Origin of the sequence: Streptomyces sp. NPDC091282 (assembly GCF_044757385.1) — a bacterium.
Taxonomy (GTDB): Bacteria; Actinomycetota; Actinomycetes; order Streptomycetales; family Streptomycetaceae; genus Streptomyces; species Streptomyces gramineus.
Genome location: NZ_JBIVUX010000002.1, coordinates 290,965 through 302,991 on the forward strand (window position 1 = coordinate 290,965; position 12,027 = coordinate 302,991).

Sequence of the window (12,027 nt, forward strand, 5' to 3'; positions counted from 1 at the left end):
TCCCCAAGGATTCAGGCGGGTCGGCCGGGAGGCGGTTCACCCACATGGCGGTCCCCCAACCGATGACGCGGGCGGTGGGAGCCGGGGCCGGCCGGGCGGGCATGCGGAAGGGCCGGGTCCCGGCCCGGTAGGGGCCTCGCCCGGCGGTTCGGTCGCGGCGGGATCAGCCGGCGGCCGTCCAGGCCCTCGGGCCCAGACCGCGCCACTCGATGAGGTCCGGGTCGTCGACCGTCGTGTTGGCCTCGGGCAGCCCGGCCCGGCGCAGGAACTCGACGACGTCGAGCAGGTGATACGCGGTGCCGACGTACTCTCCGCGGATGGTCACCTTCCTGCCACCGTCGGTGCCCGGCGGCTGCACCACCACAGGCGCGTCTTTCATGACTCCCGGATTCCCCCTGACGAGCCCGGTCATGCGGGAGGTCACCCGCCGATGCGGGTCGTGGCGGCGTCGTCACCCGTGACGGACGGGACGCGCGGGGCGGCCGAAGGCCGAAAATCGGCGGACGGCCGGGAGCGGAGGGCCGGGAAGGAGCGGAAAAGGGGTCGGCGCATCCGGCGTACACCCGTGGCCGCCCTCCGTGGCGGACCGCCGGCGCCCGGCGCCCGGCCGGGCGATCGCCGGGTCTCCGCAGAACCCGGCGCCCCGGCCACGGGACGCGCGGGCCTGCCGGGGGCCGTCCGGGTGAGTACGGGTACGGCGCGTGCGAGCGCCTTCGCCGGGAGGGCTGCCGGGGGGCGGCGGCGTTCGGCTCCTGATGGGAGGCGCCATCCGCGCGGCGCGCCGACGGGCCCGACCCGTCGCCGGGGCCGAGTGGCCGGAGCCGCCGGTGGGGCGCGGGTCCGTGGGGCACGGGTCCGTGGGGCGTGGCCGCGCGGGGACGGTCAGCGCACGACGTCGAAGACGGCCTTCTGCACGCCGTTGGAGTAGGTCTCCTGCTCCACCAGCCGCAGGTGCTGCGTGTCCTTGTCCGAGGTGCTGAACAGGCGCTTTCCGGCGCCGAGCAGCAGCGGGTAGACGAGCAGGTGGTAGCGGTCGACGAGGCCGGCGTCGGACAGCGCGTGGTTCAGCGTGGCGCTGCCGTGCACGATGACCGGTCCGCCCTCGGTCTCCTTGAGGGCGGCCACCTCGTCGAGCGAGCGCAGGATCGTGGTCTCGCCCCAGTTCGTGACCAGGTCGCCGGCGTCGAGCGTGGTGGAGACGACGTACTTGGGCAGCGTCCGGTAGCGCGCGAACTCCGGCATGTCGGGCCACACCGGGCTGAACGCCTCGTAGCTGGTACGGCCCATCAGGACCGCGGCCGACTCCTCCTGCTCCCGCCCCTTGATCTCGAACGCCTCGGGGACGAACTCGATCCCCTTGAACGTCCACCCGGTGTTCCGGTAACCGGGTTCGCCACCGGGGGCCTCGACGACGCCGTCGAGCGAGACGAAGGCGGTGCTGATCAGAGTGCGCATCTGGGTTTTCCTGCCGTCGGGAGGTCCGGGGTGTCCGGTGGGCCGGCCTCCAGCATCCGACCGACAAATTATTTTGTCAAGGAAACTCGACTTGTCGGTGGGCCCCGCCCGCGGACCGGCAGCGAAAAGACACCGGTCCCGCAGGTCGGTGACCTGCGGGACCGGTGTCGGACGTGCCGGGTGCGGATGACGGAAGGCATCCAGGTGGCGGGAGCGCCCCGGTGAGCACGGTCGCCCTCCCCCAATCGGGGCGAGCGTGCTCACCGGGGCCGGGCGCCGGCCCCGCGGTGTTCCGCGGAGCAGGACCGGGCGAGTCCCCCCTCACCCGTCCGGCACCCCTGGACCGTCCCCCTGAGTCCTGGGTGCCCGGCGCCTGCGTCAGGGCGTCAGCGTGGCCCACACGGCGTGGCCGCTGGTGAGCCGGGACCTGTCGACGCCCCAGGAGTCCGCGAGTTCTTCGACGAGCAGCAGTCCCCGGCCGCCCTCGTCGTCGGGGCCGGGCTCGCGCCGGAGCAGACCCCGCCGCGAGTAGTCGTGGTCGTGCACCTCCAGCCTCAGGCACCCCTCGGTCATCATGCCCATGCCACACAGGATGCGGACGCTGAACGTGTGCCGGATGGCGTTGGTGACCAGCTCGGAGACGAGCAGCACCGCGTCCTCGCACAGCTCGGCGGGCATCCCCCACCCGCCCAGACGCTCTCTCATGGAGCGCCGGGCGACTCTGACGCTGGAGCGGTGGGAGGGCAGCTCGATCCAGTGCGACTGGTCGGGGTCGACGACGTCTAACAGGTCGAGCGGGGAGGTCGCGTGGGGGGACACGTGGTTGCCTTCCGTGAGGCGGCTGCGGCGGGGAGCAGGCAGTGCAGGCAGTACTGAGCAACGTCCGCACGGGAGAGGCGCGTTGCCCGTGGGCGTGACCGCGATTTACTCAAGTAACTATGCGCGCAGCGGGGTTCAACCTGCAACCGACTCCCTGATAATTTCAGCCTGCCGGTGTCGGTGTGGTCGCTTCGCCAAGTGCCTGACAAACTTGTACCGGTGACGTTCCATCAGGAGGTAGGGCGTGAGCGAAGGCCGTTCGAACGCGAGCAGTTCCAGCGCGCCCACCGTGCTGCGCATGATCCTGGGCCGCAGGCTCCAGGAGCGCCGCCAGGAAGCGGGCGTGTCACTGGACGAGGCGGCGCGGGCCCTGCGGGTCGCTCCCCTGACCATCCGCCGCCTGGAGAAGGCGGAGGTGGCGCTCAAGCCCCTCTACGTCGAGAAACTCCTGGAGACCTATGGCGCCGACCGGCAGGAGACCGAGGAGTTCGTCGCCTTCGCCGAGCGGGCCAACGAGCCCGGCTGGTGGCACACCTACCGTGACGTGCTGCCGAACTGGTTCAGCGCCTATGTGAGCCTGGAGACCGGTGCGAAGACCCTGCGCACCTACGAGCCGCACTACGCCACCGGACTGCTGCAGACCCCCGAGTACGCGCGCTCGGTGCTGAGCGGCGGTTTCCCCAACGACCGTGACGAGGACCTGGACCGGCGGGTGAACCTCCGGCTGCGCCGGCAGGCCCTGCTGGAGCGGGCCGAGGCGCCCACCCTGTGGGTGGTCATGGAGGAGGCCGTACTGCACCGGGTCGTCGGCGGCCCGCAGGTGATGCGGGGCCAGATCGAACGGCTCCTGGAGGTCTCGGAGCTGGACCACATCAGCGTGGACGTCGTGCCGTTCACCGCCGGTGCCCATGTGGGCGCGTGCGCCCCGTTCACCTACTTCCGCTTCGAGGAGCCCGAGCTCCCGGACGTCGTCTACAGCGAGATCCTCTCCGGCGCGATGTACCTGGACCAGCGGTCCGACGTCGTCGCGCACCTGGAGGCGCACAACCGCATGTCCCTGCTGACCTCCGACGCGCAGAGCAGGGCGCTCCTGAACCGCATGCGCAAGGAGTACGCATGACCATCATCGACGGCAGTGCCCACGACGTGTACAACGGCATGCCCGCCTCCGACCTCGGCGAGCAGGGCTGGGAGTCGCCCTGGAGCGGCCCCAACGGCGGCCAGTGCGTGCAGACCAAGCAACTCGCCGACGGGCGGGTCGCGTTGCGGCAGTCGACCGATCCGGCCGGCCCCGCGCTGATCTACACCCCGGAAGAGATCACGGCGTTCGTGGCCGGGGTCAAACGGGGCCTCGCCGACCACCTGACCAGGCTGACCTCCCCACGCACCCCCTCCGAAAGGTTCAGGATGACCGACTCGCACGCGGCGCGGGACATCGACACCAGCAGGCCCCACTCCGCCCGGATGTACGACTACTACCTCGGCGGCAAGGACCACTTCGCGATAGACAGGCAGGTGGGCGAGAGCGTCGCGTCCGCCTATCCCGGTGTCTTCGTCGCCGCGCACGAGAACCGGGGATTCATGCACCGGGCCACGCGCGTCCTGGCCCGGGAGCACGGCATCCGGCAGTGGCTGGACATCGGCACCGGCATCCCCACGGAGCCGAACCTGCACCAGGTGGCCCAGTCCGTGGTGGCCGACGCACGGGTGGTGTACGCCGACAACGACCCGCTGGTGCTCAAGTACGCCGAGCGCCTGATGCGCAGCAGCCCCGAGGGCCGCACCACGTACATCGAGGCCGACGTCAACGACCCGCAGGCACTCATCGACGCCCCCGAGCTGACCGAGATCCTGGACCTCGGCAAGCCGGTGGCGCTGTCGCTCAACGCCCTCATGCACTTCGTGACGGACGACCAGGACCCCTACGGCATCGTCACCAGGCTGCTGGCCATACTGCCGTCGGGCAGCGCGCTCGCCCTCAGCCACGTCACCCCCGACTTCGACCCGGACTCCTGGGGGAAGGTCGCGGAGATCTACGAGAACGGCGGCACTCCGGTGCGGTTCCGCACGCACGACGAGGTGAAGCGGTTCTTCGACGGGCTCGACCTGCTCGACCCCGGCATCTCGCTGGCGCACCGCTGGCGTCCCGACGCCGAACCGACCGCCGTCGACGCGGAGGTCAGCCTGTGGACCGGAGTGGGCATCAAGCCGTGACGCGGACGGGCTGCCGTACCGCACGGTGACCCGGCGGCACGACAGCCCCGACAACCCCGACGGCCCGGTACAGGGCCGGGAACGGGTCAGCCGATGTGGTAGCTGTCCCCGTACACCTTCCAGTCGAGCGGGGTGTTCAGGCACAGGTTGCCCTTGTTCAGGAAGACCCGCTGCTCGGTGTCGACCCGGGTGGTGTCGCTGTGCGCCTCCTCCTGCTTCATGGCCCAGACACGGGCGTCGAGGAAGGCGTTGAGGTACGTCGTCTCGTTGCCGCCCTGGGCCGGCGGCTTGGCCTTGGTGAGGGCCCGCTTGCGGATGTTGCGGAAGCTGGTGGAGTCGTCGCCGTCGCCGTGCATGACGATGGCGTCGTAGTAGGCGAACTGCCCCAGCGTGCCCAGGCCGTCCGTCTTGCCCTGCTGTACGGCCGGGTTGAAGTAGACGCGGTCGCGCTCGTCGTTCTGCGCCTGCTGGAAGGCGGTGTCCTGGGCGGCCTTGCGCCAGTCCGCGGGGAAGTTCGGGTCGAGACCGGAGTGCGAGTCGCTGCCGTTGACCCGCTGCAGCGCCGGGAGGTACTTGGCGAGGACGTTGCCGGGCTTGCGGTCGGTGTAGAGCTGGACGAGGTCGAGCATGTCGCCGGTGCCGGAGCAGAATCCGATGATCCCGGCGGTGTAGCCGCGGCCGTCGCCGATGTCCTCGATGTACTTGTACTGCGCCTTCCAGTCGAGCGAGGAGTTCTCCGCGCTCGACACCAGCTTCATGGCGATCTCCTTCTTCGCCGCGTCGTCGAGGCCCACACAGCTCGCGGCCGTGGAGGCCGCGGCGGCCGAGGCGTGCTCGGGACGCAGCAGTACGGCGCCGGCGGCGGACGCGCCGAGCAGGGCGAGCAGGGTGCGCCGGGAGGTCAGGGCAGGGGTCGTCGCGGGGGTGTTCGGCTGCCTCACGTGGGCTCCAGGAGGTGGTGGGGGGTGGACTGGGATCCACTATTAGGAAGGTTTCCTATCAGAGCCTGACGGTGATGTGTACCCGTCACGCGCAAACTTCGTAGGGTCGAACAAGACTGGTCCGGACCACCGCGGCGCCGATCACCCCGGGGCGCCAAAGTGGTGGAATATTCAACCAACGCGCCCGGTTGACGGTCCCGAAGGAGGTCACGAGTGGACACCACGTACTACGACCAGGGGACTCTCACCGAGCGCTGGGACCGCGCCCGGCTGTTCTTCGACGCCAAGGACTACGCGGGCGCCGCGCGGGTGCTCGCCGGGCTGGTCGAGGAGGTGCCGGAGCAGACCGGACCGCGGCTGCTGCTGGCCCGCGCCTACTACCACTCGGCCCAACTGCGCCGTGCCGAGGCCGAGTTGCGGGAGATCGTCGAGCGTGACCCGGTGGAGCACTACGCCCGGCTGATGCTGGGCCGCACGCTCCAGCGGCAGGCCCGGCACGAGGAGGCGGAGCCGCACCTGCGGCTCGCCTCCGCGCTGGCGGGCGACTTCCCCGCCGAGTGAGACGGCACCGCGAAGGGCTCCGGGTCTTCCCGGGGCCCTTCGCGTGCCCGGCCGCCGCGAGGCGCGGCCGGCGTCACAGGGGGGTGGCCGCCTGGAGGACCAGGAAGAGGGTGACCGCCGAGTTCGCCGACGACATCGCCGACGCCGCGGCACCGGCGGCCGCGCCCCAGACCGCGAGGCCGGCCGCGGTGAAGGCCGGCGGCCAGCCGCGCGCCGACGGGGCGGGAGCGAGCAGTGCGGCGACCCGGCGCGGCACCGGACCGGTGGCGGCCAGCGCGGCCAGGGTGGGAGCCGGTGTGCCGGGCGCGAGCAGCGCCGCCCTGCCGATGGCACGGGCGACCGTGCGCCGGTCCCCCACCGCGCCGGCCGCCGCCTCGTCCGCCCAGCGTTCGGCGGTGTAGGCGACCGCGGTGCGCAGGGGCCGCAGGAACGGGTTGGCGCGGGCCGCCAGGTGCACGGCGAGCAGGTGGCGGTGGTGCCGGGCGGCGACATGGGCGCGTTCGTGGGCGAACAGGGCGCGGCGCTCGCCGGGGGCCAGCCCCTCCAGCAGGGCGGTGGTGACGACGATCCGGCCGGGCAGGGCGTAGGCGTAGGGCGTGCGGTCGGGCAGGACGGCCACCTCGCGGCCGGGCAGCGCCGTCAGCGCCCGCCGGGCGAGCCGGGTGACCCGGCGGTGCCGGTGCAGGGTGCGCCCGCACAGCACGGCGACCGTGCCGAGCGCGGGGATGGCGGCGCGGCCCGCGATCCCGTCCTGCGGCACCGCCTCCCGCACCTCGGGATCGGCCCAGCCGTCCGGGAGCGGATTGCCGGGCAGCTGGGCGGTGCCGACCACCATCAGCAGGGCCAGGCAGAGCGTGCTGCACACGGCCATCACCAGGGCCACCGCGGTGAGCAGCCGGGTGGCGGCGCGCGGATGCAGCCGGCTCTCGGCCAGCCGGGCGACCGGCCAGGCGGACAGCGGCAGCACCAGAGGCAGGAAGACGAAGACCCCCATGAACCGTCAGTCTTCCGTACCGCCGGGGTCGGCGGGGCCGGTGTTCCGACGGTTCACCGGGCCCGGTCCCGCGGCCTCCAGGAGGGCCCGCAGCACCTGCTCGTCGCCGGGCGGCAGCGCGGTGACGAAGCTCGCCAGCACGGCCTCGCGGTCCCGCTCGCCGTCCAGGAGCCGCCGCATCCGCAGCGCGGCGAGCCGGGCCACGTCGGCGGTCGGCGTCCACAGGAAGGCCCGGCCCTGCCGTTCACGGGCGACGACGTCCTTGGCGAGCAGCCGGGTCAGGATGGTCACCACGGTGGTGTACGCGAGGTCGCCGCCGAGCCGCTCCTGCACCCAGGCGGCGGTGACGGGACCACCGGCCTCGCGCAGCGCGCCGAGCACCTGGCCCTCCAGCTCCCCCTGCCCGCGCCGGGCCCGCGCCATAGTCCCGTCTCCCTCCGGCGTCGGCGTGTGCGACACGCGTGCCGCGGTGTCCGACCACGCTACTTCACGCCGCCCCTGACCCCGTACGTCCGCCGCCCGCGACGGTGGGCGATCTCGCCGGGCACCACGTCCACGACGACGAACGCGGCGAGCGGGATCCCGGGCGGCGGCACGCACCGGACTCCGGCGGAGAAGTACAGCCGCACGACGAGGGGAAGTGACCCGCGTCACAGTCGTCGTCCGTGGCATGCTGGCGCGATGGCATCTCCCAGTGATCGCGCCCCCCTTGCCGAGCGCGTCGAGGAACTCCTCGCCGACGGCGGCCCGTTGCCCATCGTCGCGGCCGGCGACCCGGTCCTGCGCCGCGGAACCGAGCGGTACGACGGTCAGTTGGACCCCGGCCTGCTGGCCCGGTTCGTCCGGGCGCTGCGGGACACCATGCACGCGGCACCGGGCGTGGGCCTGGCCGCGCCGCAGGTCGGCGTCGCGCTGCGGATCGCGGTGATCGAGGACCCGGCGCCGGTGCCCGAGGAGGTCGCCGTCGCCCGCGGCCGGGTCCCGCAGCCGTTCCGGGTCATGGTCAACCCGGTCTACGAGCCCGTCGGCGACGGCCGGGCCGCGTTCTTCGAGGGCTGCCTGAGCGTGCCGGGCTACCAGGCGGTGGTGGCCCGGCACGCGGAGGTACGACTGCGCGGCGAGGACGAGCACGGCGTCGCGGTCGACGAGGTGTTCACGGGGTGGCCGGCCCGGATCGTCCAGCACGAGACCGACCACCTCGACGGCACGCTCTACCTGGACCGCGCGGAACTGCGCTCCCTGTCCTCGAACGAGACGGCGGCCACCCGCTGGACGGACCCGACGCCGAGGGCGGCGGCGACGGAACTGGGCTTCGACCTGCCGTGACGGCCGGCGGGCGGGCCGCCCGGCCGGGACGGGACCGCGGCCGACGCCCGGCGGAACCGGGCCCCGCCACAGGCCCGGAGCCGCGTCAGCCCGCGGCCCGCACTCCGCGCACCGGGCGGGCGGCCACGCCCGTGCCGTGGCCGCCCGCCCGGTCCCGCCGGATGCCGGGCGTCCGTCGTCGGTGTCAGCCCCGGTAGGCCTCCAGGAGGCGCAGCCACACCTCGCTCAGCGTCGGGTACGACGGCACCGCGTGCCACAGGCGGCTGACCGGCACCTGGCCGACGACGGCGATCGTCGCCGAGTGGATCAGTTCGCCCACGCCCGGCCCCACGAAGGTGACCCCGCGCAGGATCTCCGCCTCCAGGTCCACGACCATGCGGGCGCGGCCCTTGTAGCCGTCGGCGTACAGACCCGCTCCGGCGACCGAGGAGAACTCGACGTCGACGGCCCGTACCCGGTGGCCGGCCTGCTCGGCCTCGGCGAGGGAGAGACCGACCGCGGCCACCTCCGGGTCGGTGAAGACGACCTGCGGGACGGCGTGGTGGTCGGCGGTGGCCGCGTGGGCGCCCCAGGGGCCGTCCAGGAGCGGCGTGTCCGAGGCCCGGGCGGCGATGGTGTCGCCCGCGATCCGGGCCTGGTACTTGCCCTCGTGGGTGAGGAGCGCCCGGTGGTTCACGTCCCCGACGGCGTAGAGCCAGTCGGTGCCCTCGACCAGGAGCGTGTCGTCGGCGGTGAGCCAGGAGCCCGGCTCCAGGCCCACGGTGTCCAGGCCGATGTCGTCGGTGTGCGGGACACGCCCGGTGGCGAAGAGGATCTCGTCGGCCTCGATGCGGTCACCGGCGTCCGTCACGGCGACGACCGTGCCGTTCTCGCGGGTCACCGAGGTGACGGAGGTGCCGGTGCGGACGTCGACGCCCGCCTCCTTGAGCGCCTCGGCGACGAACTCGCCGGCGAACGGCTCCATGCGGTTGAGCAGGCCCTTGCCGCGGACCAGCAGGGTGACCCGGGAGCCCAGGGCCTGCCAGGCGGTCGCCATCTCGGTGGCGACCACACCGCCGCCGACGACGATCAGCCGCCCCGGGGCCTCCTGGGCACTGGTGGCCTCGCGGCTGGTCCACGGCTTCACCTCGGCGAGCCCGGGCAGGCCGGGCAGCTGCGCGCGGGTGCCGGTGGCGACGGCGACCGCGTACCGGGCGGTGAGCGTGGTGACGGTGCCGTCCGCGCCGGTCACGGTGACCGTGCGGGGTCCGGCGAGCCGGCCGTGGCCGCGGTACAGGTCGGCGCCGATGCCGTCCAGCCAGGAGACCTGGCCGTCGTCCTTCCAGTTCGAGGTGAAGTAGTTCCGGCGGGCGAGGACCGCGGGAGTGTCGAGCGGGCCCTGGACCGCCTGGGCGAGACCGGGCAGGCGGCGGGCGTCGGCCTGGACGATCACCGGCCGCAGCAGGGCCTTGCTGGGCATGCACGCCCAGTACGAGCATTCGCCGCCGATCAGTTCGCTCTCCACGACCGCGGTGGAGAGGCCGGCCGCACGGGTGCGGTCGGCGACGTTCTCCCCCACGGGCCCGGCCCCGAGCACCACGACGTCGTATGCGATGGATTCCGTTTCCGTCATGGGGTCAGTCTCCAGGGTGGTGTGCCTCAGGGCCACACGGGTAGGTGGCCGGAATACCCACCCGGCCGGACGTGTTGTGCGGACGGCTCGTCCCGGAGCGGGGCGCCCCCCACGTCAGGAAGAGGGAAACTCGCATGAGCAGCACCGTGGAACTCACCAAGGAGAACTTCGACCAGATGGTCAGCGAGAACGAGTTCGTTCTCATCGACTTCTGGGCGTCGTGGTGCGGGCCGTGCCGTACGTTCGCCCCGGTCTTCGAGAAGGCCGCGCAGGCCAACCCGGACCTGGTCTTCGCCAAGGTGGACACCGAGGCGCAGCCGGAGCTGGCCGCCGCCTTCGACATCCAGTCGATCCCGACCCTGATGATCGTCCGTGACCAGGTCGCCGTCTTCGCCCAGCCCGGCGCGCTGCCGGAGGCGGCCCTGACGGACGTCATCGGCCAGGCCCGGAAGCTGGACATGGACGAGGTGCGCAAGAGCATCGCCGCGCAGCAGGGCAGTGGCGCGCAGGGCGAGTGACGGCCTGCCCCCCGGGTGACGGGGCGCCGTCCGGGCACTTCCGCACGGCCGCGGCCGGACGATCCGGCCGCGGCCGTTCCATGTCACGGGGACGTGCGCGGTCCGGCGCGCCTCAGAAGGGGTACGGCGCCACGTCCCCGCGTACGGTCGTCCACCGCACGTCCGTGAACGCCTCCAGGTTGGACTCGCCGCCGAACCGTGCGCCGGTGCCGGAGGCGGCGACCCCGCCGAAGGGGGCCACGGCCTCGTCGTTCACGGTCTGGTCGTTGATGTGGACGATGCCGGTGGGGATGCGTTCGGCGAGGTCGAGTCCGCGTGCCGTGTCCCGGGTGACGATGCCGAGGGAGAGGCCGTAGGAGCTGTCGGCCGCGAGGGCGGCGGCCTCCTCGGCGTCGGCGAAGGCGCGGACGGGCGCGACCGGCCCGAAGACCTCCTCGGCGTAGGCGGGAGTGCGGTCGTCGACGCCGGCGATGACGGTGGGCCGGTAGAAGAGGTCCTCGTGGGTGCCGCCTGCGGCGAGTCGGGCGCCCTGGGCGGTGCTCGCCTCCACCAGGCCGTGGATCTTGGCGAGTTGGGCGCCGTCGATGATCGGGCCGAGGTGGACCTGCGCGCGGTGCGGGTCGCCGACGGCGAGGGAGTCGGCCTTGGCGGCGAGGCGTTCGACGTACTCCTCGGCCAGAGAGCTGTGCACCAGGTGCCGTCCGGTGGTCATGCAGATCTGGCCCTGGTGGAAGAAGGATCCCCAGGCGGCGGTGGAGATCACCGCGTCGAGGTCGGCGTCCTCCAGGACGATCAACGCGGAGTTGCCGCCGAGTTCGAGGTGGGCGCGCTTGAGGCGGCGGCCCGCGGCCTCGCCGACCGCGCGGCCCGCCGCCGTCGAACCGGTGAAGGAGATCACCGGCACCCGCGGGTCGTCGACCAGCGCCGCGCCGACGTCGGCGGCGCCGGGCAGCACGTGCAGCAGCCCGTCCGGCAGACCGGCCTCGGCGAACACGGCGGCGAGGGACAGGCCGCCGCAGACGGCGGTGCGCGGATCGGGCTTGAGGACCACCGCGTTGCCCAGCGCGAGGGCCGGCGCCACCGAGCGGATGGACAGGATCAGCGGCGCGTTGAAGGGCGCGATCACTCCGGCCACGCCGACCGGCACCCGGCGGGTGTACGACAGCCGGGGTGCCTCGCTGGGCAGCACCTGGCCCACGGGGCGGGAGGCGAGGGCCGCGGCCTCGTAGCACTCCTGGGCGGCGACGTGCAGTTCGAAGTCGGCCTTGCCGGGTATGGAGCCGGACTCGCGCACGATCCACTCGCGCAGTTCGTCGGCGTGCTCGGTGAACAGGTCGCCGGCGCGGCGCAGGACCCGGGCGCGCGCGAAGTGCGGGGTGCGGGCCCACGCGTGCTGCGCGGCGCGGGCCGCCGTTGCGGCCGGGGAGACGTCGCCGGGGGCGGCCAGGGTGACCGTGCCGAGCGCGTCGCCGGTGGCGGGCTCGGTGACGGTGTACCGGGGGCCGGACAGGGTGCTCGCCTGCCAGGTCTTCGGGTCGAGCAGCGGCATGACGGCTCTCCGATCACCGGGGTCGCGCGGCCCACGGT

Annotated in this window: 13 protein-coding genes and 1 pseudogene; 6 read left to right on the plus strand and 8 right to left on the minus strand. The window is 73.2% G+C overall.

Features of this window, described 5'->3' with window-relative positions; all coding sequences use genetic code 11:
* Positions 1-163: 163 nt before the first annotated feature.
* The 3 genes from ACIQOE_RS08440 to ACIQOE_RS08450 form a co-directional block, all read right to left on the minus strand.
* Positions 164-379, minus strand: coding sequence for a hypothetical protein (locus tag ACIQOE_RS08440; protein ID WP_351313746.1), 216 nt, complete (start codon positions 377-379; stop codon positions 164-166).
* 503 nt (positions 380-882) lie between these two features.
* Positions 883-1,455: a dihydrofolate reductase family protein gene (locus ACIQOE_RS08445; RefSeq protein WP_365559576.1), complete on the minus strand. Its 573-nt coding sequence runs from the start codon at positions 1,453-1,455 to the stop codon at positions 883-885.
* A gap of 378 nt (positions 1,456-1,833) precedes the next feature.
* Positions 1,834-2,160 (minus strand): ATP-binding protein, encoded by a 327-nt coding sequence (locus ACIQOE_RS08450; RefSeq protein ID WP_401410525.1) that lies wholly within the window; start codon positions 2,158-2,160, stop codon positions 1,834-1,836.
* Between the two features lie 358 nt (positions 2,161-2,518).
* On the opposite strand from ACIQOE_RS08450, the gene ACIQOE_RS08455 reads away from it, so the two are divergent.
* From ACIQOE_RS08455 to ACIQOE_RS08465, 3 genes and pseudogenes are all read left to right on the plus strand, one after another.
* On the plus strand, positions 2,519-3,394 hold the full coding sequence (locus ACIQOE_RS08455) for a helix-turn-helix transcriptional regulator (protein ID WP_351313755.1): 876 nt from the start codon (positions 2,519-2,521) through the stop codon (positions 3,392-3,394).
* Positions 3,395-3,432: 38 nt separating this feature from the next.
* Positions 3,433-3,606: pseudogene (locus ACIQOE_RS08460) on the plus strand (DUF397 domain-containing protein); the annotation flags it as partial.
* Positions 3,607-3,681: 75 nt separating this feature from the next.
* Entirely contained in the window at positions 3,682-4,488 is an 807-nt protein-coding gene (locus tag ACIQOE_RS08465) for an SAM-dependent methyltransferase (protein ID WP_401411541.1), read from the plus strand.
* A gap of 86 nt (positions 4,489-4,574) precedes the next feature.
* Here ACIQOE_RS08465 and ACIQOE_RS08470 read toward each other — a convergent pair whose 3' ends face one another.
* Positions 4,575-5,429, minus strand: a complete 855-nt coding sequence (locus ACIQOE_RS08470) for a chitosanase (protein ID WP_351313758.1) — start codon at positions 5,427-5,429, stop codon at positions 4,575-4,577.
* 213 nt (positions 5,430-5,642) lie between these two features.
* On the opposite strand from ACIQOE_RS08470, the gene ACIQOE_RS08475 reads away from it, so the two are divergent.
* Complete coding sequence (locus ACIQOE_RS08475) at positions 5,643-5,990, plus strand: tetratricopeptide repeat protein (protein ID WP_351313761.1); 348 nt, start codon at positions 5,643-5,645, stop codon at positions 5,988-5,990.
* A gap of 73 nt (positions 5,991-6,063) precedes the next feature.
* Here the strand turns inward: ACIQOE_RS08475 and ACIQOE_RS08480 are convergent, their stop codons facing one another.
* Both ACIQOE_RS08480 and ACIQOE_RS08485 read right to left on the minus strand, forming a co-directional pair.
* The gene (locus ACIQOE_RS08480) at positions 6,064-6,984 is read right to left on the minus strand and encodes a M56 family metallopeptidase (RefSeq protein WP_401410528.1); all 921 of its coding nucleotides are present in this window, start codon (positions 6,982-6,984) and stop codon (positions 6,064-6,066) included.
* Between the two features lie 6 nt (positions 6,985-6,990).
* Positions 6,991-7,407, minus strand: a complete 417-nt coding sequence (locus tag ACIQOE_RS08485; RefSeq protein WP_351313767.1) for a BlaI/MecI/CopY family transcriptional regulator — start codon at positions 7,405-7,407, stop codon at positions 6,991-6,993.
* A 258-nt stretch (positions 7,408-7,665) separates the two neighbouring features.
* Here ACIQOE_RS08485 and ACIQOE_RS08490 point away from each other — a divergent pair, with 258 nt between their 5' ends.
* Complete coding sequence (locus ACIQOE_RS08490) at positions 7,666-8,310, plus strand: peptide deformylase (RefSeq protein ID WP_401410529.1); 645 nt, start codon at positions 7,666-7,668, stop codon at positions 8,308-8,310.
* Between the two features lie 184 nt (positions 8,311-8,494).
* Here ACIQOE_RS08490 and ACIQOE_RS08495 read toward each other — a convergent pair whose 3' ends face one another.
* A complete protein-coding gene (locus ACIQOE_RS08495) occupies positions 8,495-9,922 on the minus strand; it encodes an NAD(P)/FAD-dependent oxidoreductase (RefSeq protein WP_365559579.1) in 1,428 nt (475 codons plus the stop codon).
* 134 nt (positions 9,923-10,056) lie between these two features.
* Here ACIQOE_RS08495 and trxA point away from each other — a divergent pair, with 134 nt between their 5' ends.
* A complete protein-coding gene (gene trxA / locus ACIQOE_RS08500; protein WP_351313779.1) occupies positions 10,057-10,440 on the plus strand; it encodes a thioredoxin in 384 nt (127 codons plus the stop codon).
* A gap of 112 nt (positions 10,441-10,552) precedes the next feature.
* On the opposite strand, the gene ACIQOE_RS08505 is transcribed toward trxA, so the two are convergent.
* Positions 10,553-11,989, minus strand: coding sequence for a benzaldehyde dehydrogenase (locus ACIQOE_RS08505; RefSeq protein WP_401410531.1), 1,437 nt, complete (start codon positions 11,987-11,989; stop codon positions 10,553-10,555).
* Positions 11,990-12,027 lie beyond the last annotated feature (38 nt).

Coding starts and splice junctions, on each gene's coding strand:
- ACIQOE_RS08440 (WP_351313746.1), bottom strand. CDS start 379: ATGAAAGACGCGCCTGTGGTGGTGCAGCCGCCGGGCACCGACGGTGGC.
- ACIQOE_RS08445 (WP_365559576.1), bottom strand. CDS start 1,455: ATGCGCACTCTGATCAGCACCGCCTTCGTCTCGCTCGACGGCGTCGTC.
- ACIQOE_RS08450 (WP_401410525.1), bottom strand. CDS start 2,160: ATGAGAGAGCGTCTGGGCGGGTGGGGGATGCCCGCCGAGCTGTGCGAG.
- ACIQOE_RS08465 (WP_401411541.1), top strand. CDS start 3,682: ATGACCGACTCGCACGCGGCGCGGGACATCGACACCAGCAGGCCCCAC.
- ACIQOE_RS08480 (WP_401410528.1), bottom strand. CDS start 6,984: ATGGGGGTCTTCGTCTTCCTGCCTCTGGTGCTGCCGCTGTCCGCCTGG.
- ACIQOE_RS08485 (WP_351313767.1), bottom strand. CDS start 7,407: ATGGCGCGGGCCCGGCGCGGGCAGGGGGAGCTGGAGGGCCAGGTGCTC.
- ACIQOE_RS08490 (WP_401410529.1), top strand. CDS start 7,666: ATGGCATCTCCCAGTGATCGCGCCCCCCTTGCCGAGCGCGTCGAGGAA.
- ACIQOE_RS08495 (WP_365559579.1), bottom strand. CDS start 9,922: ATGACGGAAACGGAATCCATCGCATACGACGTCGTGGTGCTCGGGGCC.
- trxA (WP_351313779.1), top strand. CDS start 10,057: ATGAGCAGCACCGTGGAACTCACCAAGGAGAACTTCGACCAGATGGTC.
- ACIQOE_RS08505 (WP_401410531.1), bottom strand. CDS start 11,989: ATGCCGCTGCTCGACCCGAAGACCTGGCAGGCGAGCACCCTGTCCGGC.